The sequence below is a fragment of the Bacteroides sp. DH3716P genome, assembly GCF_025914115.1.
Lineage (GTDB): Bacteria > Bacteroidota > Bacteroidia > Bacteroidales > Bacteroidaceae > Bacteroides > Bacteroides ovatus.
This window is the reverse complement of sequence record NZ_CP083673.1, coordinates 2,492,843-2,512,183: the sequence shown is the minus strand read 5'-3', so window position 1 is coordinate 2,512,183 and position 19,341 is coordinate 2,492,843. Positions and strand designations below refer to the sequence as shown.

13 protein-coding genes and 2 pseudogenes are annotated in these 19,341 nt (G+C 36.9%); 10 read left to right on the top strand and 5 right to left on the bottom strand.

Translation table 11 applies throughout. The features are described from left to right. Positions 1 to 94: 94 nt before the first annotated feature. The 5 genes and pseudogenes from zupT to KQP79_RS09305 all read right to left on the bottom strand — a co-directional run bounded on the left by zupT (position 95) and on the right by KQP79_RS09305 (position 3,900). Positions 95 to 910 carry a zinc transporter ZupT gene (zupT, locus tag KQP79_RS09325; protein WP_004309915.1) on the bottom strand — a complete coding sequence of 272 codons (816 nt, stop codon included), beginning with the start codon at positions 908 to 910 and terminating at the stop codon, positions 95 to 97. A 114-nt stretch (positions 911 to 1,024) separates the two neighbouring features. Then, positions 1,025 to 1,255, bottom strand: coding sequence for a hypothetical protein (locus tag KQP79_RS09320; protein WP_004309916.1), 231 nt, complete (start codon positions 1,253 to 1,255; stop codon positions 1,025 to 1,027). 56 nt (positions 1,256 to 1,311) lie between these two features. After that, a complete protein-coding gene (locus tag KQP79_RS09315) occupies positions 1,312 to 1,545 on the bottom strand; it encodes a hypothetical protein (protein WP_004318707.1) in 234 nt (77 codons plus the stop codon). After that, positions 1,542 to 2,168: a TetR/AcrR family transcriptional regulator gene (locus KQP79_RS09310; RefSeq protein ID WP_004309917.1), complete on the bottom strand. Its 627-nt coding sequence runs from the start codon at positions 2,166 to 2,168 to the stop codon at positions 1,542 to 1,544. Before KQP79_RS09310 ends, KQP79_RS09315 begins: the two co-directional genes overlap by 4 nt. A 603-nt stretch (positions 2,169 to 2,771) precedes the next feature. Beyond that, positions 2,772 to 3,900: pseudogene (locus KQP79_RS09305) on the bottom strand (OmpA family protein). 647 nt (positions 3,901 to 4,547) lie between these two features. Between KQP79_RS09305 and KQP79_RS09295 the strand changes: the two are divergent. From KQP79_RS09295 to KQP79_RS09250, 10 genes and pseudogenes are all read left to right on the top strand, one after another. Continuing rightward, the gene (locus KQP79_RS09295) at positions 4,548 to 6,191 is read left to right on the top strand and encodes a tetratricopeptide repeat protein (RefSeq protein ID WP_264386641.1); all 1,644 of its coding nucleotides are present in this window, start codon (positions 4,548 to 4,550) and stop codon (positions 6,189 to 6,191) included. A gap of 299 nt (positions 6,192 to 6,490) precedes the next feature. Beyond that, entirely contained in the window at positions 6,491 to 7,432 is a 942-nt protein-coding gene (locus KQP79_RS09290) for a SecDF P1 head subdomain-containing protein (protein WP_004311519.1), read from the top strand. Between the two features lie 2,787 nt (positions 7,433 to 10,219). Beyond that, a complete protein-coding gene (locus tag KQP79_RS09285; RefSeq protein ID WP_004318691.1) occupies positions 10,220 to 10,804 on the top strand; it encodes a pilus assembly protein N-terminal domain-containing protein in 585 nt (194 codons plus the stop codon). Between the two features lie 151 nt (positions 10,805 to 10,955). After that, positions 10,956 to 11,393 carry a copper resistance protein NlpE gene (locus KQP79_RS09280; protein ID WP_004318689.1) on the top strand — a complete coding sequence of 146 codons (438 nt, stop codon included), beginning with the start codon at positions 10,956 to 10,958 and terminating at the stop codon, positions 11,391 to 11,393. Further along, entirely contained in the window at positions 11,393 to 12,796 is a 1,404-nt protein-coding gene (locus KQP79_RS09275; protein ID WP_004318688.1) for a hypothetical protein, read from the top strand. The genes KQP79_RS09280 and KQP79_RS09275 overlap by 1 nt, the downstream gene beginning before the upstream one ends. Positions 12,797 to 13,000: 204 nt before the next feature. Further along, positions 13,001 to 13,300: pseudogene (locus KQP79_RS09270) on the top strand (hypothetical protein); the annotation flags it as partial. 286 nt (positions 13,301 to 13,586) lie between these two features. After that, the gene (locus tag KQP79_RS09265; RefSeq protein ID WP_008017067.1) at positions 13,587 to 13,952 is read left to right on the top strand and encodes a hypothetical protein; all 366 of its coding nucleotides are present in this window, start codon (positions 13,587 to 13,589) and stop codon (positions 13,950 to 13,952) included. A 73-nt stretch (positions 13,953 to 14,025) separates the two neighbouring features. Then, entirely contained in the window at positions 14,026 to 16,365 is a 2,340-nt protein-coding gene (locus KQP79_RS09260) for a TonB-dependent receptor (RefSeq protein ID WP_004318683.1), read from the top strand. 35 nt (positions 16,366 to 16,400) lie between these two features. Further along, a complete protein-coding gene (locus tag KQP79_RS09255) occupies positions 16,401 to 17,417 on the top strand; it encodes a hypothetical protein (protein WP_004313753.1) in 1,017 nt (338 codons plus the stop codon). A gap of 399 nt (positions 17,418 to 17,816) precedes the next feature. Further along, positions 17,817 to 19,004 (top strand): clostripain-related cysteine peptidase, encoded by a 1,188-nt coding sequence (locus KQP79_RS09250; RefSeq protein WP_008771494.1) that lies wholly within the window; start codon positions 17,817 to 17,819, stop codon positions 19,002 to 19,004. Positions 19,005 to 19,341: the final 337 nt, after the last annotated feature.

Here is a 19,341-nt window from a genome sequence, read left to right as displayed (position 1 = left end):
CTTTGTGGGCATCATGCACGTGACAACGGCAGGAGTGAGAAGTGTTCATATTCTTTCTTTTTTTTACTTATGTTTTTTATATTACTTAGTCTTGCTAACACAACATCAGCAGGTTGAGTGCCATAACCGCCATGCCTGCTACCAAACCATAGATAGTATGATGGTGCTTACCGTATTCTTCGGCAGCGGGTAGTAACTCATCAAGCGAGATAAATACCATGATACCGGCAATCATCCCGAAAATAACGCCGAAAACATGGTCATTGAGGAATGGTGCCAAGATAAGATAGCCGATGACGGCTCCTACCGGCTCGGCCAATCCCGATAGAAATGAAAGCCAAAAGGCCCGTTTACGATTACCTGTAGCATAATAGATCGGAACGGAGACGGAAATGCCTTCGGGTATATTATGTATGGCGATGGCACAGGCAATAGGTATAGCAATGTTTATATCCTTCAATGCTGCAAGAAACGTAACCATACCTTCCGGGAAATTGTGTATTGCCAGCACCAAGGCTGTCACTACATCGACGCGTAATAATTGAGGCTTTATTTCAGTCTTTCGTTCTTCCTTTAAGCTCATTTCTTCCACCCGATGCATTTCGTGTGGATTTTCGTAGTGAGGAATTAGCTTATCAATAAGTAGAATCAATACGATTCCCCCGAAAAAAGAAAGTGTGGAATGAAGAGTTCCGTCGTCCTTGCCATGTATATTGGCAAGAGTCTGCAAAGAAGAGGCAAACAGATTGGCGAAAGACATATAAATCATTACTGCTGTTGAAAATCCCAATGAAAGAGAAAGGAATGAAGTATTGGTGCGCTTAGCAAAAAATGCAATCGCACTGCCTATCCCTGTGGATATACCGGCAAACGATGTTAGGAAAAATGCTATAAGTACTGGTTGAGACATGGCTATGATGGATTGGAAGTTAGTGCGTCAAAAGAGAACAAAAGTTTGTTTTGTTCAGAAGCAAAGCGAGCCGCTCTTTGCAGGCGGCTCGCTCGGTAGGAGAAACAGTTAGATTTAGAAATAAGACGTTTCATGCTTTTGGCAACTAAGTTTAGTTCGGTCAGTCTGCGGATGTACGATGTTGGTACTTTGATCTTTCGTCCCAATAATTTCTTTGGGCAAAACCTTTCCGATACGGGAGACTGCCCTGCTTTGCGTAACCCATGACTCCTCGCAGAAGAAAAGCCCGTTGACTCCTTGTACGAGTGTTAATTCGTCGTTGCTGATGATGTTGATGATACTCATATGCTGATTATTATTTAGTGATTCTTCTGGAATGACTCGGCGTTCCAACTCCTGCATCAAACGAAACGCTGCCTGACAAGATTGCAGCATCTGTCCATGCAGGCTATAGGTGTGGAGTCGAGCAGAAGGTAGCTGATGCCTATTGTCTCGGAATCAAATACAAAAGAGATTCGATTGTTTACAATCGTACAATCATTTCCGCAAGGCTTGCATTGCAGACAAGACGAGAAACGGATGTTTTGATTAGTTATCTCTTGACAGACAGGATGTTTCAATAGTTCTGCCTTCATCTTTCATTCTTTACATTCATGAGTTTCTTCCATCCTCCCGTGCTAAAGCGAATATACTCACTGATGAAACACTCTATCTCTTCGCAGGAAAGTTCCTTATGTTGCACCACCTCTTTCATCATATTAATCCACCAAGAGCAGGTGAAGTGCATGAAGAACGGAGAAATATCGGTATGTAGTTCCGGATGGAGTCTTCTCATCTTTTCCATATATTCCATCCCTATTGTGGCACTCTTCTCAATCCACTCTTCCAAATAATCTTTGAGGCGAGAATGCTGCGTAGAGAAAAACAGCAAATTTAATTCACTTCGGTAACGAGTTATAATGCCCATAAGCTCCTGCAAAGATGCACGATGATATTCATCTGAGATAAATATGTCAAGGGAGAAATTCTCCGGTCGGTTGTGATCTTCCAGCATCCTGTACATAGCAGCCAAAAGAGGACGCAACACATCAACCAGTAAATCGTCCTTACAGGGATAGTAATTGTATATATTGCTCAGACCAATGCCCGACAACTTAGAAATCTCACGCATAGACACCGACTTGAAGCCCTTTTCGAAAAAAGCTTTCTGCGCTGTTTCCAGCAATAGCTTACGTATATAATCCTTCGTTGTTTGCATAGGTCAGAACATAATTCTTTATTTTATAACGCAAAATTAGTCACATATTTTTTCGGTTGCAATACCTTAAAATGATGATTTTTTTACTTACCATTCCCCATTTATGGTAATTCAGCAAATGAAATTTATAACTTTCAATATGCTACTCCTAATCATATCAAAGCTACAAATACTCACTTATTTACAATCTCTAGCACTCACTTTTTTTTGTTTACTTTTGTCTGTAAACCGCTACTGACGTCATTAAATACATAGTAATATGAGCAAAAAAATCAAAGACCAAGAAGTTCTTTTGGTCAAAGATCAGAAGGACGATAGCCTCCGAGCCGTAGTCGGAGCAGATGGGAAAAGCGGACTGAAGTTGCATTCTTTCAAAGTCTCCTTTGAGAGTGTCGTTGCCAGCGTGCATGTATACCAATAGACGATTACTCACTACCAATATAAGGAAAAGTTGCATGCAAATGAAATTTATCATACGCCATGCAACTTTGGAGCCAATTCATAAGAAGAGGAGCTAACGGAGAAAAAGAACTTTTTCAGTGCCCTCAGATTTCGGGCTTCCTTTTTTATTTACCTTCAACAACTCCAAATATTCTTATTACATCAATCTTCGATAGTACATACACTTACACGGTTCCAATCCGGTTCGGTAAACATGTCACCTACTCCCTGATCTTCGGCAGTAATACGAGACGTATTAATCTTGTATTTATTAACAAGGATTGTTTTTACAGCTTCTGCACGTGCGGTAGCAATTTTTGCGTTGATCTCAACATTGCCTTCTGGAGAAGCGTACCCTTTAATAATGACTTTTGAATCGGGATATTTCTTCATGTAGGAGGCTACACGTTCCACATTCGGTAGCTGTGATGCATCCACTGATGAGCGACCTTGTCTGAAAGTAATGATAGATTCCGGAACGCGGGCAGTCTTGACTACTGTTTCAATGGGAACGACCTTTGTACGACATTCTTCCAACTCTTTATGCAAACCGCTAATTCTTTGGTTAGCATTGTTTAGTTCTCTGTCACGACTGCCCACCTGTTCGCGAAGTGCATTAATAGCAACATTCAAATCATCAATTTCGCTCTGATTGTAGACTTTTACTTTAGTAAAGTAATGATTCCCAGTACTCATCTTGAAGTGATAAGTCAATCCGGCAGTCAGTTCAAATGTTGCATTGTTTGCATTGAAACGACTCTTTGCCTGATTAAAATCACCTTGCATATCATATACGATAGCGGGCTTAATTCCCAATGTCCATGCTTTTGTTTCACCGAGGTTGAAATTAAGATTCAATCCGAGACGGGTAGACCATGAATTGTCATCTCCTTTACCATTTACATAATAATGCAACCACCCCATTCCGGCAATAGCTTCTATCTCAAACAAACGAGGTTTGCCCCGATAGCTTGCAAATAGATTTATTAAGTTAATTTTACTTAACGAGCTGACATCTAAAACATCAAAAGCTGTTTTACTCGGAGTTGTATTGATATATCCCATTCCCTGAAATTCCAAACCGAAAACTAGGAGTTAATTGTTTGGATATTCCAACTCCGAAACCGGGACGCATCCCTTTAAAGAAAGAGGCGTGAGTGAGAGGGGTAACTGCTCCTGCATTCACTCCTACAGACCAATTGTCCATAAACTTTGTTCCTTCTACAACTGATTGGGCATTTACAATAAATGTTCCCAAAGTAAAAACTAATAAAATAGCAATTTTCTTCATAATCTATTGTTTTATTTTTTTCGAATGCAAAAGTAAAAAGATTGCAGAGCTTTTTAGTTGTAGGACAAAAGAATAAATCTAATACATTGATTTTTATTTTACTTATAATCAGTAGTTTGCAAAAATGGTTCAATTAATAATCTAACACATATCTAACACCCTTGATAAAATTCAAAAAAGCACTTACACTTACACCTTTAGGGTAGTCAAGTTTATTTTTTAACAACAACGAGTGAACTGATACTTTTACTCTGAATAGCAATAACTTACTGCTATTTTGTACTATTACGATTATACATATTATATAATATGCTAATAAGCAATTATATATTGTTAGGCCCAATAAAAAATATATATAAATAGCGAGCGATAATCATATAAGTTAAAGAATAATTTATATTGGTAAAATATTCCTAATCGCCCATGCAAAAAATAAAACACATTATTATATTCGCAATATGAAATGTAAGATTATAATTGGACTATCAGCTATTCTCTATTTTACAGGTTGTTATAACAGGGAACAGACCCCTCGCCTTAGTGAGGCTGAAAAGCTAATNATTATAATTGGACTATCAGCTATTCTCTATTTTACAGGTTGTTATAACAGGGAACAGACCCCTCGCCTTAGTGAGGCTGAAAAGCTAATGCAGAACAACCCGGATAGTGCATTAGCAATACTACAAAAACTCAAACCAGAAGGCAACCGGGCTGAACAGGCCAGATATGCATTGCTCTATTCCGAAGCTTTGGAAAAAAAACAAATGAAAGTTACTGACGATTCATTGATCCGCCAGGCTTGGCAATATTATAAACATTACCCCAAAGATTTACGTCACCAGTGTAAAACTCTATATTATTGGGGAAGAATTAAATTACGCACAGGTGATAAACCGGGAGCATTACGTCTTTTTCTCAAAATAGAAAAGAAACTGACAGATACCGATGAATCTTATTACAAAGGGCTTTTATACAGACAGATCGGTGAAGTATATTATAAACAAATGAACTACAGCCGGGCATATCATTATTTCCACGAAGCCAGAAATAATTTCCGCCAATCGGGTGATATCCAGGAGGAGACAAAGGCAACCCTTGACATGGCAGCCGCTACTTTTCACTCAAAAGATATAGAAAAAGCAATAAGGCTGTATTCGGCGGCTCTTGACTTGGCCGATGAACATAATAACAGTAATCTGATAGAAGTCAGCCTTACTAATCTTGCATCACTATATGTGATATCCAAACGGCATATATCCAATGACCTGTTACAGCGAATCGAACTTTCCGCCCGACAGGATACGGTATATGGATATCACACATTGACAGATGTAAGTCTTTTGAAGAATCATATAGACAGTGCACGGTATTATCTGGAGCTTGCAAAGGCGCACACTACTGATATTTGCGACATGGCAGAACTACAATACACTGCATACCATATCGAAGCGCAGGCTAAAAATTTTGAAAAAGCAACGGACAATGTACATCGCTATATCTACTTGAACGATTCAATAATGCGCTCAAACATGCAATTCTCCGCCGGTATGGTCGAGCGGGACTATTTTAAAGAGCGAACAAAATTCGCCCAATACAGAATGAAAAACCGGACTGTCTGGGAAATAGCTATAGCAGCCGCTACCTTTTTTATTATTGGAATTGCCTGGTATATCGTCCGCCAACGTTTACGCATGCAACGTGATCGTACCAACCATTATTTGTTATTGACAGAGAAAGCCAATTCCGAGTACAAGGCTCTTACTGAACGCGTGAAAGAACAGCAGACTACGGAAAGTTATTTAAGAGGATTGGCTGCTTCACGCTTTGACATTGTCGATAAACTTGGAAAGACCTACTATGAACGTGAAAATACAACATCGCAACAGTCAGTCATATTTAATGAAGTAAAGCAGATAATTACAGATTTTGCAGAAANAAAGACCTACTATGAACGTGAAAATACAACATCGCAACAGTCAGTCATATTTAATGAAGTAAAGCAGATAATTACAGATTTTGCAGAAAGCAATGAAATACTGCAAGAATTGGAAAAAATCGTAAACACTTGTCATGACAATGCCATGTACAAGCTCAAGGAAGATTTTCCGACCATGAAAACTTCTGACACCAGGCTGTTATGCTATATTTTTGTAGGATTCTCACCACAAGTAATTAGCTTATTCATGAAGGATACGGTGGCTAACGTATATGCTCGAAAATCACGGCTCAAATCACGTATCAAATCTGCAAAAATAGTAAATAAAGAACTGTTTTTAAATCTTTTGGGATAAAACGGTACATTATTTACGGTAATATATTTTTGACAGGTAAAGGCGCATTTCAGTAATTATATGGATAAAACAAGGAATATGCTTGGCGAGATGAAATAACTATACACAATCCATCTTATAAGTTGTGATCAAGAAAAACAATATCAAAACAGATTTGAACAGTCTTCTTAAAAAGGCAAACAATCTACTTTTGCTTATATATTTGGAGAAGTAGCTAATTTGAAACATAATGCTTTAAATATATCTGACGGATACAATTCAGGAACAGATAACAGTTTATTTTTTTATTATATAAGAACATGCAAAAAAAGAATTTATTCGGAATACTTATTTTAATTGCTTATTTCGCTTCCTGTAATCAAATACATAAAACCCACTATGAGAATGGATGGTATCACATCCTATCACAGCAAAAAGACAGTATTGCTAAAGAGTCTATTGTAACAGTAAAAGATTTTGTTTCGTTACGAATGGATTCTGATGAAAATGGGACATGCGTAATTGTGGGGCAAATAAGCAAGCATAAACTAAAAAAATGGGCAAAAGAAACAGAAAAGGCAATTGGCAAACATATAGCTTTTGTACTTGACGATACGGTAATCACAAATCCAAAGGTGAATGCAAGAATTGAAAACGGTGTTTTTCAAATATCGTTACCTCATGGCTACGATTTAAAAAACATATATAATAAAATTAGGAAAGAGAAAATAGATTCTATTGAAAGTATATTCAAAGGTTGGGAGAAAGATTCCATCTATTACTCATCCAAAGAGAAAGCCGATTCAATTGTGTTTGCGATAGACTACTGGGAGGCTTCTGAATGGGTGGATATGTCGGTCAATCCCGAAGATCATTATTGGTGGGGAGATTTAGATACTGCCACCTACAGCAAATTAGAATCTGCCTTATGCGAAGAAATTGCCAAGCCAAATTTCAGCAGCCGTGCAGAAGATTATATGAAGTTGGATACATATAAGAGGTACAAGGCGTATCTTTGCGAAAATGCAGACTATATTAATCTCATGTTTCAAGGTTTCTTGTTTACAGAACCGGCTACCGGACTATGCGGGTTTCTAGTGGATGATATAGTGAGAAGCCGATATCCCACTGCCCCAAGTATTCGGGTAATGACCTTAAAGATAGATAACCAAGATGACGAGATGTTCGCCAAGTTGAAATATCAGAAAGCTATTTGGCGGTTGATGAATAAAGAAAGAGATGCGAAGAGTAACAAGCAATGAGAATGGTAGCTATGAGTAATTTGAAAAACAAAGTATTAACAGCAATGGGTATCATAAAATACTCATTTGGTTTCTGACGATTATTCCTGTCGGTATTCCTTTATGTGCTATTATTGGGCTTATGTATGGTATTAAAAATAAAGATACAATATTTACCAAATGCTCTGCCGTAGCTTTATTTGTTGGAATAGCTTGTATTGTTTATACTCTATTAGTTATAAAATCTACGTAGATTGAAATATTTACCAAATATGTGAATAAAAGATTATCAATAAATATAGGGAAACAAACCAAAGGTGTATGGATATAAATAAGGTTATTAATGATGTCTTCAAAATTGTACTAAATATTTTATTTGTATTTACAAAGAGTTATTTGACAACATAGCACCGCAAATCGCTGAAATTTGCACGGTTGCTAATTCGTTACCTCTATTTCTCAAATACTCTGCTAAAAGTTTATTCTTCAATCGGTTAAATCCAACCGATGAAAATCTAAAATAAAAATACACGATAAAGATATAAAAGAAATCGTGTTTTGTTTAGGTAGATTTTACACCGCTCGATATGCTTAAAAATTATCGTCAAAGTTGTAACGAATAAATCAGCAGCTTCCATACTCTGTTCACTTTCTTGGGAATAACCCAACAGATGCTTGACATCCTCTCCTTTTTTTGGGGGGGTAAAAGTTATTTTTTTCTCCTGAAAATAAAATGGCCTTGGTAGTCTTGAAGTCCTATATCAACTTTTCATATTCATAACTGATTAAATATTTAACTAGTAATATTCGTTACCAGTTATTTAGTGGTGTTCAGATTGCCCCTCTTCATTCACTAACCAATCCTAAATCGTTAATGTGATTCGTCAGTAATTAGCAAATTTCCTTAATATTTAGTCCCTCCAGACTATTATTAAGGCAAGAAAAAACAAATCCGTTTAATTCGGAGGCAAAGTCAACAGTATACAGATAGATGAAATCTCCTTTATAGAACATATCTCCTTTACGGCTTTTAACGAAGTAATACATTTGAAAGACTGTATTCATTTACAACAACTGATCAAAGTTAGGATTAAGGTACTTGCTGCGGATTCAAGCTACACTAATAATATCAATTTAAAAAGTTTTACAAAACACTTCTTTAAGTACAAGGTCTGAGCTATCTAAATTGCTCCATTTCGTAAGATTTGATGGTCAGAACTCAGCCATGAAAGTGCTACCAGATTGAAAGGAAGTTTTAAAATGTAGAAATAATATTATTTACAGACCAGAATAAAAAGCCAGAAACAGGGAAGTGGAAATATTTTGGATTTTCTTTGGAGTACATACGTTCAATGCGGTATGTATGATTGAAAAGGTCACGAAGAAAAAAAAAGAACGGCAGCATAATCTGACTAAAATAAGAGGAGAGAGTGGGTGAACTTCACCTAAAAATGAGGTATATAATGCATGGATGGAAAAAATAGGAATATGTAAATGATATTCTATAAAAAATGGAAGACTGGGGCTTTTCGAAAAAATGAAGAGAAAAAAAATTATATAAAGTGTTTTTTTTATTAACTTATAGGAAAGAACATCTTATGAAAGAGAATCAATTTATTTTTCAAATCATTCGTATTTGTTTGTGTCATAAAAAGTCTTAAAACAAAGTTTATTTGAATATTAGATACTCATTATATCTTTGTGCCTTCAAACAAAGAGTACATTAAATCAGAACAAACAGCCGTTTGCACGAGCATTGAATTTAACTTTATAATAAATCTAGCTGTGTGGTGAGAGATGAGACTGCTAGCGAGATAATCTATTTATTAGAACTTAAGTGCCCCTATTGCATGAGTGAATGTTCAAGAGTATGGCCTGAATGATATCAAATGAGTACAGAAAGCGACTCGAAACGATATGGAAGATAGCTATATGATACCCTCTAAAAGTAAATCTATCAAGAGACGTCAGACGTTTATGACAATGTTTTTTTAACAATACGATGTCACAACACATAGCTTTTGTAGATGAGTTATTTTAAGATAATATTGGTGACAACAACCGACTTTTGTATGGTACCTCATTTCAATATCCTTAAGTTCGTCAGTATCCCCTCGGAAAACGTTTTGTCGTGGACTTGCGAGTACCTATCTCTTGCTGTTCAAGAAATCTTGTGCTATAGAAGATTTATTGTGTATGGTTTGAACACACGTTTTTGATCATCCACAATTATAGTTGAGTGATACCACCTTCAACTTGTAAAAAGAATGTTCCGTTTGTTGGATAAAATACTTTTTGAATTGGCCATCCTTTCTTGATTTTTATAGAATATGCTAAAAATACATTCAATTTTTACTTTGAATGGCTCATTCACTAATTAAGAATAATATTATAGGGAATATATGGTATTTGTGAAATATCATAAAAAGGGTCTTTTTCAAACACTGTTAGGGATACTGTAACAGTCGGTGTTATAATAGTGTATCACTCTATTATGAAGATTGACCATATAATCAGAATTAGCAATGTGAAACATATTTTTTTAAGTTTGATATTGGAATAATATTGTTTTTTTATGCTTTTCGAACAGATGTTAGTTCAATGTGAGATAAAATAATGTTTCATAACACTAAGGTGTTGATTGTTAGATGTATATGAATTGAGGTGTTAGATTTTTAAAATCATTTTATAATTCAAATACAATTTCGCTTTATTATTTTTGCTGGCAAAGAAAAAGTAAGAAAAATCTGACTTTTTTATTTATGAGTACTCATTAGCATTTTATCTATTAATTTAAATTTATCAAAAATGAAAACTAAACCTTTTTTAAAATCGATGGCATTAGTGATTTGTTGCTTAACTTCTTTTGTATTGGTATCATGTGATAAGGATGATGATAAGCCCAATTTAAAAATCAGTCCTAATAAAGTAGAAGTTGCAGTTGGTAAAACGGTTACTGTGTCTGTTAGTAATGGTACTGCACCATATACGACGAAATCAAGTGATGCAAAAATCGCAGTTGCGAAATCAGATAAAAATGCGATTGTAATTACCGGTGTAAAAGATGGTTCAGCAATGATAACTATTACGGACCGGAAGGGAGTTACAGGAAAAGTTGCTGTAACTGTAAGAACTGTAAAAGAGACCCCAAAAACTCCAAAAGGACTGGATTTTGATAAACAATCTATTACTGTGAGTGTTGGAAAAGATGGTATAGTAACAGTAAAAGGTGGTGCACAGCCATATTCTGCCGTTGCGAAAGATGTCAATATTGCTACGGTATCAGTCAAGGAAAATAAAGTCAACATAAGAGGAGTTAAGGCAGGAAAAACTACTATTACAGTTACAGATAAGGATAAGAAAACGGGAACTATCAATGTGACGGTTAAATAGTTTTCTTTTTTTTCTAATTTTATTGTAATGCATAGCGAGTGAGACGAAGATAATTTCGTTATATACTGCTATGCATTTACAATAAGTCTTTGTATATAATGATCTTGCGAGTTATAATTAACCTCAAATTATATGTTAAATATTTTAAATTATGAAATTGATTAAATTGCATTTATTGGTAGCAGCCATGATAATAGTAACATCAGGCTGTGTTGGATCTGGGAAGAAATATAAACAACAAGAAAATAGTGCTGCCGGAGTAGTGGATAGCAAAAACAAAGATTGTTATGGCACCTATGAAGGCATATTACCTTGTGCCGACTGTGGTGGCATCAAAACGACATTGAAAATTAATAGTGATGCAACTTATGATTTGCGGAGTGAGTATCTGGGTGAGGAGAATGGTATTTTTGAAGAGAGCGGTGTATATAATATGATAGGCGAAAACATCATTGAACTGGTTACTCCTTCATCGGGTGCCAAAACATATTATAAAGTTCTCGACGACGCAGTGGTCTTGTCTGACAGTACGGAAATCTTCAACAATAGCGGGCGGCTCGCAGCACAATATATATTGAAAAGACAGTAATGTTTATGTGTGATAGGACATGTGATTTGTTTAAGGTAGGAAATTTTAACATAAAAAGGTGCCTATTATTTCTTGTCTGTATAATGTTATTAGTTGCTTGTGGTGAGAATGATCCGATTGAATCCCGGAATCGACATCCCAGGCAACAGGAAGAATCTCATAGTGAACAATCCGGATCAGTTCCCGCTGTGGCTAAAGAGGATGTTGCAGCTTATTTTAGATTTGATATGTCTAGAGATATAAATGTTGCGTTAGGACTTGTTGAAGCACAGAAAGAGACGCTGCAGATAAACGGGAAAATGATAAAAATAACTGAGGCTGTAGTGAAAAGGAAAGATTATCAAAAAGGCTCATTTGTGCTATATGTTACAGGCACGGTAAATGGTTCACCTTTTAAGAATGAATTCACTTTTACCGGCTTTGTGAGCAAACCTGACGATTATCAAATGGTTAATGGTGCACAAGCTGAGTGGAAAGCAAATGCTGATTATTATGCAAAGCTTGATTTTGATAGCTTTTACAGATTACATAAAGTGAACATGTTTACAATTGAGAATTTAGGCCGGTTAGTGGACTTTTATTCTATAAATGTAGGGGGAGAAAAATATCTTTTTACTCTGGAAGATCTTGAGAAGACGGTTCTTGAAGATATAAAATATGAGCAAAATCAGCTTTCTTTCTATCTTAGGTACAATAATAGTAGGTCTAAAAAAAGAATATCACTTCTGTTTGACAAGAATAAATATTATGAAGGAAAGGTTACTGTAAATACAGATTTTATAAAACAGAAGTATATGAGAGGGATATATGAAAATCCATCTCTATTTAATGGTCACATTTTTTCATATGATGAAAGTGCGTATGCTGTGGAAATCAGTACAACTCTGAAAGAAAAAAGCGACACAGGCAACATGCTTACACTACATTTAAGCATGTATGCAAAGGGTAATGGTGGCTTGTTGCTTGCAGAATTTGATAAAATATTCACCGGTTTTAAACCCTTAAGTGAATTGAAGAATGAGTTGATAGCCTACTCAACACCGGATTTGCATGAGTTTGTGAAAAATAAACTTAAGAATAGTAATTATGGTGATGTGAAAAATAAGTTTTCCAATTCTATAGATAGATGGATACAGTATGTGGAATTTGTAATTAAGGATCATGATTCATTGCAATGGGAAAAGAATAAATGGAGCAAGAACGTCTTGAATGGTCTCTTTTCTTCTGTAAAGGATATATATTTGGATAATGTAAGATTTGAACTTAACTCCGCCCAATTAAAGGAGATTGGCGGAAAGCGTTTTTTGTATATTGTTTTTCAAATGATTGGTGCTAATGATTTGGTATTGACGAGTGACGCTATTCTTTTTAATATGTCCATACACATACCTTCTTCGTTATAAAATGATTTGTGACAAATTGATCCGGTCCAATATTGTGTTTATATTTAAATTGAAATTCACAATGATATCTAAGACAAAAATATTCCTTTTTTTTCTTGCAAGAGCTTTATTTATTAATGCACAACAATAAGAAAAAAAGAGGAAGTAAAAAATGATTCCGTTTACTAACTTCAGGAGGGTAGTAGTAGCCTCTCTCGACCAATAAATATAAAAAAATCTTTCTATTGGAATGAAGACAAGATAAAAGCTGGCATATCTGTACAAGGAAATTGGCGTAACCAAAACTTTCCAGGTACACTTCCGCAAAGAAAGAATATGGTAACCGGAACATTTGAACGCGATTTCGACATCAATCCTTTCTCTTATGCTTTGGGAATGAGCCGTACTTTGCGTCCTCGAAATATCAACGTGAACTGAAGTATTATCGTAACAATTGGACACCGTTCAATTTTAAACGAATTTAAAAACAATTATATGAGAATCGAAGTACTTGATTTTAAAATAATAATGCTCATCGGTCAAAACTTATCAAGAGATCATTACTGAATATTTTCTGGGAGAAGAATCATTTTGGTTTTAGGGGGCATCTTACACAGGCCCTCCAATATGAACAGGAATAAAAATAGGAAGATTTATTATAGCCTGTTATCATACAGCCGGTAACGATGTGTCGATTTATTTGATTCCCATATCAAAATAATCGGGACAATATATTTAATCGTACTTGATCGTAAAATCATCATTTATAGGTATTGCGTACAATTATGCAATCTGCTATCTTTACAACCTAATGGATAATGCAAGAAAAAAGCGGAAATACAGAGCCATAGTGGCATGCTTATTGTTGCTGACTATGATGCCTTTCTTCTTTGTGAAAGCCTTTCATGTTCACAAAGAAGATTTATGTATATCTCATGATGAGCAACAATCTTCCCATCATGATTCTGCCGATAAATGTGCTATCTGCCTGTTCACTTTATCTTCATTTACCGAAGCCGAGAGCTTTGAGTACAATTGCGTTCAGACAGAGAACCCCGTTGAATATCTTATCCAAAAGGAGAAGGACATTACTGTTACTTTTCCCCTATTGTCTCTCCGCGCTCCTCCTGTCCAACTATTACAATCCCTCTCATGGGTTGCATGCATTATAAGATGACATGTGAAAGAGGGATGCTGTGCCCTTTGGTTATCTTAAACAATTTATAACTTCATTACAATTTTCGTAAAGTATGACATTTCATGCATATTTCCAATATGTGTGTCTATTCATTGTCTGGCTGTGTGCAATATCTCCTACAAGGATGTATGCACAGAAATACCGACAGCAATCAGATACACATAGGACACTGTTGGTTGTAGATAAGGAAACCGGACGTCCGATTGAAGGAGCTTACATCTTATTGGAGAATCAACCCCTTGCCAGTTCAACCGGAGGAAGAATCATTATCCCTTGGAAGACAAATTCCAAGGATACAGTTCTTGTACAGAGTTTGGGCTACAAATCTCAATATATATATTTGAGTGAGGCATTCAAAAAGGTGAATATTCAAACAGTATATCTTTATCCGGAGATAAAAATTCTGGAAGAAGTCATTATTACCGGTGAGTGCTCCGGAGTGACTCGGAATACGGTAAGCAACAACCTTACTTCCTTCGCAATCAATCGCGCATTGGGAACTTCTCTCACCTCTCTGCTTGAACAGGTCAGTGGCGTAAGTTCCATCAGTACGGGGACGACAGTTGCCAAACCTGTCATCCAAGGAATGTATGGCAACCGGATATTAATCATAAACAATGGTTCCCGCCAGACAGGCCAACAATGGGGAGTTGATCATGCTCCTGAAGTGGATATGAACGGAAACGCTTCCATTCGGGTGATAAAAGGTTCTGACGCGGTACGATATGGTTCAGAAGCTTTGGGAGGAATTATTGTCATGGAACAGGCTCCCTTACCCTTCCGGAAGAAGGCCTTGAAAGGAAAGACTTCCATACTTTATGGAAGTAATGGTCACCGTTATGTGCTGACCGGACAGTTGGAAGGCACTTTCCCTTTTCTCCGTGACCTTGCCTGGCGAGTACAGGGGACATATTCAAATTCCGGAGACCGTTCCACCGCAAACTATCTTCTAAATAACACTGGAGCCAGAGAACATCATACCTCCGCTTTACTCGGCTATGACCGTGGACGTTTAAGAATAGAAGGATTCTACAGTCACTTTTACAACCGGACGGGAGTAATGTTCAGTGCCCAGATGGGAAGTGAAGATCTGCTGGCAGAACGTATCCGATTGGGACGTCCCCTGTACACAGATCCTTTCACGCGAAGTATCGCATACCCATATCAAAAAGTTACCCATCAGACAGCCATTGGTAAAATGAAGTTCAGTATGCGGAACGCAGGAAATCTTTACTGGCAAAGTTCCTGGCAGAAGGACGACCGACAGGAAAACCGCATCCGGCGTCTGGGTTCCGACATTCCAGCTGTTTCCCTGCACTTAAACTCATTACAAAACTCTCTCTGCTGGAAATTGAATTATAATTCATGGCAAACAGAGGTTGGGGGACAAATTATGTTCATTGATAATCACAGTCAGGCAGGAACAGGTATTGTTCCCGTTATTCCCAACTATACGGAGACACAGATGGGAATATATGGTATCGGGAAGTATAATTACAGTAAAGGAGGAATTGAAGCAGGTATTCGTTTTGACGGACAGGAAACCCGTGCCAGTGGTTATGACTGGACAGGAAGTCTCTATGGAGGAACAAGAAAGTTCAATAACGTATCATACAGTCTGGGAGGTCATCATCATTTCTCTGACCAATGGAAGCTCACCACTAATTTCGGGCTGGCCTGGAGAGCTCCTCACGTGTATGAATTATATAGCAACGGAAATGAACTCGGATCCGGAATGTTTGTCAAAGGAGATTCTACCATGCACTCCGAAAGGAGCTATAAATGGATATCTTCCATCAGTTACAGCAATAAGGTATTCAGTGCCCGAATGGACGGTTACCTGCAATGGATAAGCGGCTATATCTATGATGAACCGAAGAAAGAAACCATCACTGTTATTTCGGGGGTATACCCTGTATTCCAATACAAACAGACCCCGGCTTTCTTTCGCGGAATGGATTTTGACTTTCACTTCATGCCCATAAATTCATGGGATTATCACCTGATTGCTTCTTTTATACGGGCAAATGAACAGACGACAGGAAATTACCTTCCTTATATCCCCTCTTCCCGTTTCAGCCATGACCTCTCATGGCTTCACGAAACCAAATCGCATTCCAAATTACGTTTGAGTATCAGACATCGATTCGTGGCAAAACAGACCCGGTTTGACTCGAATACGGATCTTATTCCCTATACCCCTCCGGCATACCACCTCTTGGGGTTCGCTGCTAGCTTTGAGTGTCCTGTAAAATACGGATACAAACTACAATTCATGATAGCGGCAGACAATATCTTGAACAAAGAATATAAAGAATACACTAACCGTTCACGCTACTATGCACATGACATGGGATCTGATGTACGTTGTGTAGTGAACTGGAGTTTTTGATTTATAACAATTATTATTAACCAAATAAATAAAAAATGAAAACAAATGTATGTAAAATCGCATTGATGTTCCTGATAGGAACAGCTCTTTCGTTGTTGTTCAATTCATGCAGTAAAGATCCTGTAATTCCTGAAAATGAGACAGATAATAAATTGCATGAAGATCCTTCCAAAATGACTATCCGTCTTGTGGAATGTCACCTGCATGCAGACTGGAATGAAATACAGAAAGTCGGTGGACCTCACCAGAATCCGGAATCTCCGGCCAAGCACATGAAACGTATTCAGGAAATAACTTATGAGCTGAAAGCCGGCAAGGGTTGGAGGCTTGCCGAAGGCAGTCAAAGCAAGTTCTACGTGCAGAAAAATGGAGACTACTATACTTATGGGAAATACACCCCGGCTCCCGTTTATTTGATGTTCATCTATTACTATAACGCCAAAGGAGATTTGATGAACAGCCAGTTTATAGAAAACGGGCAGGATAATATTCATCAACATTTCTTCACGCCTGAAAATGTAAAACCCACATTTGACGGTCAGCCGGAAGCCGATGACAATGAACCGCAGAAATTGGTGGATTATCTTTATGTGGACACTACCCCCTGGGACAAGACCAAACATAGCAAGGAAGCTGAAATAACAGGAGACAGTAACCCGATAGGTTTGAAAGGAGTTATCCGTTTTTTGAAAGACCGTAAGGAATTCGACCTGAAAATTCGTCTTTATCACGGCTACAAATCCAAGGGCAATCCGGAAACAGGTACTTTTGATCCGTTCTATAAACCTTCCGGAATATTGATCCAGCGTGGTACATGGGATATCAACCTAAACATTCCGGTAGTGGTGTTCTGGAGCCGTGAAGAGACTGTGGGGGTAGACGAAGACACGAACCCCGAAGGGGTGGAAGAAGACGGGCTTGATGAAAAAAGTAATCGTGCCATACATTCAATTATGGGAACCTTCAATCTTACATGGAAAGAAGCGCTTGAAGAGTTTATAATTTACACTTATAAGTCAGGGGATGTGGAAGCCGGAGCGATTTGGCTTTGAAAATCGGTTTGGACTGCCATAAGTAACCATAAAACTGCCTGTTGTGACATTGGTGCCGGTATTGTTTCAACAGGCAGTTGTTCCTGTTAAACCGTTTCATCTTTTTTTGCAAGAATGAAACGGAAACAAGTGCCATTCGGCAGTGTCTCCAATGAGAACTGCCATAGGGCATTGAAAAGAAAATCATCTCGTGTTATAAACGATTAAATTCATGCTGTTTATTAGAATATTCAATATATTGTGAGATAATGAGTCATAATATTGTAAGATTATAAGAGGATTTGATTCTATGAATATCAGGAAATGGTTATTTACAATTCACATTTAAGATAAAATAGAGATTTTACAATGGAAGGCTATAATAAAAAAGTAATAATGAGTTATTGGACAATTTGCAGGATGAAAACAACGAAAAAAATCTACGTAAAGGTTAGCATTATCTTTTTATTGGGAGGAATTTTACTTTTTTCTTCATGCGAGAAGGAGGAAAATCAAAAGATAGAAGCCAACCGGAAAACATTATTCATGTATTTGCCATGGTCCTCAAATTTGACGAACTATTTTTATAATAACATATCTGACCTGGAAAAATGTATAACGAAAATAGGGCTGAACAATGAGAAAGTAATTGTTTTTATTTCTACCGGTAGTACGGAGGCCATGATGTTTGAAATTGTGTCTTCTCACGGGAGATGTAAACGTGAAATACTTAAAAAATATAAGTCTCCGCCTTTTACGACAATCGATGGGATAACAGCAATTTTAAATGATGTAAAGGCATTTGCTCCGGCTTCTGTTTATACCATGATTATAGGATGTCACGGTATGGGATGGCTTCCTGTTTATGAGATGAAAGTGCGTTCCGCACCTCACATGAAAATGCATTGGGAATATCAGGGTGTTCCATTGACACGTTATTTTGGAGGACTGACCGCCGAATACCAAACAGATATAAAATCTCTAGCCTCCGGTATTGCTAATGCAGGCATGAAAATGGAATATATTCTATTTGATGACTGTTATATGTCATCTATAGAGGTTGCCTATGAATTAAAGGATGTTACAAAATATTTGATTGGTTCTACCAGTGAGATGATGGCATACGGAATGCCTTATGCCGCTATTGGGGAATATTTACTGGGGAATCCCGATTATCAATCGGGATGTGAAGAATTTTACAATTTTTATTCAACCTATGAAATAATGCCTTGTGGGACATTAGCAGTAACGGACTGTTCAGAACTGGAGAATATGGCAGCCATCATAAAAAGTATCAATAGTAAATATTCTTTTGACAAATCCCTGAGGGGAACAATCCAACGTTTAGATGGTTATACTCCTGTAATATTTTATGATTTTGCAGATTATATAACCTCACTCTGTAACGATCCTATATTATTAAACCAATTTAGAGAGCAGCTAAATCATCTTGTTCCATATAAAACCCATACAAAAAATTTCTACACTATGGCCAAAGGTATTATTCCTATCAATACATTTTCCGGTATAACAACATCCGATCCGAGTGACAATCCTATGACTGTGCTGAAAGAAAATACATTATGGTATAAAGCAGCGCATAATTAAAGTTGATAATAAGATGAAGAATACTAAACTCCCAAGCCTGCATATTTTATAACTTTTTGGTTATTGTCTGTTTTTGGAAATGGTATATATAGGAATTGAGAACTATCATGCAGGGAATCATGCAAAAAAAGTATTTATGGTTTCTGTTGAGATACAAAGAATGTAATAATAATTATATTTCTTCTAATAAAAGCTTTCCGCATCGAAATGTGTTTGTTACTCCTAATATTCGCAATATGAAATATAAAATTATAATTGGACTATCAGCTATTCTCTATTTTACAGGTTGTTATAACAGGGAACAGACCCCTCGCCTTAGTGAGGCTGAAAAGCTAAT

Excerpts from the sequence above, each read along its gene's own strand:
- zupT (WP_004309915.1), bottom strand. The coding sequence starts at position 910 with ATGTCTCAACCAGTACTTATAGCATTTTTCCTAACATCGTTTGCCGGT.
- KQP79_RS09320 (WP_004309916.1), bottom strand. The coding sequence starts at position 1,255 with ATGAGTATCATCAACATCATCAGCAACGACGAATTAACACTCGTACAA.
- KQP79_RS09315 (WP_004318707.1), bottom strand. The coding sequence starts at position 1,545 with ATGAAGGCAGAACTATTGAAACATCCTGTCTGTCAAGAGATAACTAAT.
- KQP79_RS09310 (WP_004309917.1), bottom strand. The coding sequence starts at position 2,168 with ATGCAAACAACGAAGGATTATATACGTAAGCTATTGCTGGAAACAGCG.
- KQP79_RS09290 (WP_004311519.1), top strand. The coding sequence starts at position 6,491 with ATGCAAAAAAAGAATTTATTCGGAATACTTATTTTAATTGCTTATTTC.
- KQP79_RS09285 (WP_004318691.1), top strand. The coding sequence starts at position 10,220 with ATGAAAACTAAACCTTTTTTAAAATCGATGGCATTAGTGATTTGTTGC.
- KQP79_RS09280 (WP_004318689.1), top strand. The coding sequence starts at position 10,956 with ATGAAATTGATTAAATTGCATTTATTGGTAGCAGCCATGATAATAGTA.
- KQP79_RS09275 (WP_004318688.1), top strand. The coding sequence starts at position 11,393 with ATGTTTATGTGTGATAGGACATGTGATTTGTTTAAGGTAGGAAATTTT.
- KQP79_RS09265 (WP_008017067.1), top strand. The coding sequence starts at position 13,587 with ATGGATAATGCAAGAAAAAAGCGGAAATACAGAGCCATAGTGGCATGC.
- KQP79_RS09260 (WP_004318683.1), top strand. The coding sequence starts at position 14,026 with ATGACATTTCATGCATATTTCCAATATGTGTGTCTATTCATTGTCTGG.
- KQP79_RS09255 (WP_004313753.1), top strand. The coding sequence starts at position 16,401 with ATGAAAACAAATGTATGTAAAATCGCATTGATGTTCCTGATAGGAACA.
- KQP79_RS09250 (WP_008771494.1), top strand. The coding sequence starts at position 17,817 with ATGAAAACAACGAAAAAAATCTACGTAAAGGTTAGCATTATCTTTTTA.